The sequence below is a fragment of the Vibrio sp. 1731 genome (assembly GCF_033339955.1).
Lineage (GTDB): Bacteria > Pseudomonadota > Gammaproteobacteria > Enterobacterales > Vibrionaceae > Vibrio > Vibrio alginolyticus.
In genome coordinates this window covers 1-1371 of the sequence record NZ_JAWOVO010000086.1, presented here as the reverse complement: position 1 = coordinate 1371, position 1371 = coordinate 1, and the positions used below count along the sequence as shown (strand labels likewise).

Genomic DNA, 1371 nt, shown 5'->3' with positions numbered 1-1371 from the left:
CTGCGCAGTGCGGTCACCAAAGCCAATCGTTATGAGCCGATACTGAATGAGAGCTATCAAAAACTGGCGAATCATTATCAAACGGCTGTGATGCCCGCTCGCCCCCACAAACCGAAAGACAAAGCCAAAGCAGAGAATGCCGTTCTCCTAGTGGAACGCTGGATCATGATGCGGCTGCGACACCAAACCTTCCATACCTTCAAGGCGCTGAATCTCGCTATCCGAGAACTCATGAATGAGTTAAACCAACGTGAGATGAAACAGTATGGCGCGAGTCGTCAATCACTGTTCGACAAACTCGATAAACCCGCGTTAAAGCCCCTTCCTAAGCAACGATACCAATATACCGAAACCAAGCGAGCCAAGGTTGGGCCTGACTATCACATTGAATATCGCCGTCACTACTACTCGGTTCCCCATCAGCTTGTTGGCCACCATGTTGAACTGGAAGCCTCCAACCGTCTGGTGCAGATTTACCATCAAGGTAACTTGATCGCCCAGCATCCACGCAGCCAAAGAGAGCGCGGAAACAGCACCCAACCAGAGCACATGCCGAGTAATCATCAACATCAGAAGTGGTCGCCTGGCCGCTTGCTCAACTGGGGAGCCAATATCGGCCCAGCCACACGAGAGGTCGTCAATAAGATGCTTAACTCGAAGCCTCATCCAGAGCAGTCGTATCGTTCCTGCCTTGGGTTACTCAACCTAAGCAAAGCCCATGGCGAATCGCGCCTAGAGCAAGCCTGTAAAGATGCACTGATGCTGACAAAACCCAACTACACCTTCGTCAACAATCTACTCAAGAACAATCGTGAAGGGCAACTGAGTAAAGATAAAGCGAATACACCGAACCTTGTTCACAGCAATGTTCGTGGCCCGAACTGTTATCACTAGGAGAAAGGATATGAACGCACTGAACGACCAACTCAAAACCCTCCGCTTGAGTCATGCGGCGAAAGCGTTAGAGCAGCAACAAGAGCAACTGACGACCTACGCAGAGCTGGACTTCGAGGAAAGGTTAAGCCTACTTCTGGAAAGTGAAATCTTGAATCGCAATCAGACAAAAATCCAACGCTTAAAACGACAAGCCAAACTGAGAGTAGATGCTCAGCCGAGCCAACTCATCTACAAGGAGGGACGAAATCTCAATCGCAAACAGATGAGCGAACTTCTAACGGGCAGTTATCTACATAAGCACCAGAATATCTTGATCACAGGCCCAACAGGTGCAGGCAAGACCTATCTTGGCTGCGCACTGGCAACCAGTGCCTGCGACCAACAACACACGGTCAGATACTACCGATTAACTCGCCTGCTTGATGACCTGACCGCGGGTCGTCTGGATGGTAGCTATCAAAAGCAACTCCAATC

Annotated in this window: 1 protein-coding gene and 1 pseudogene; both read left to right on the top strand. The window is 50.0% G+C overall.

The features are described 5' to 3' along the window. Positions 1 to 894 (top strand): Mu transposase domain-containing protein (locus R7035_RS25350; protein ID WP_411913240.1); only part of this gene is annotated, 894 nt, incomplete at its 5' end. Positions 895 to 904: 10 nt separating this feature from the next. After that, a pseudogene (istB, locus tag R7035_RS25345) lies at positions 905 to 1371 on the top strand (IS21-like element ISVch3 family helper ATPase IstB); the annotation flags it as partial.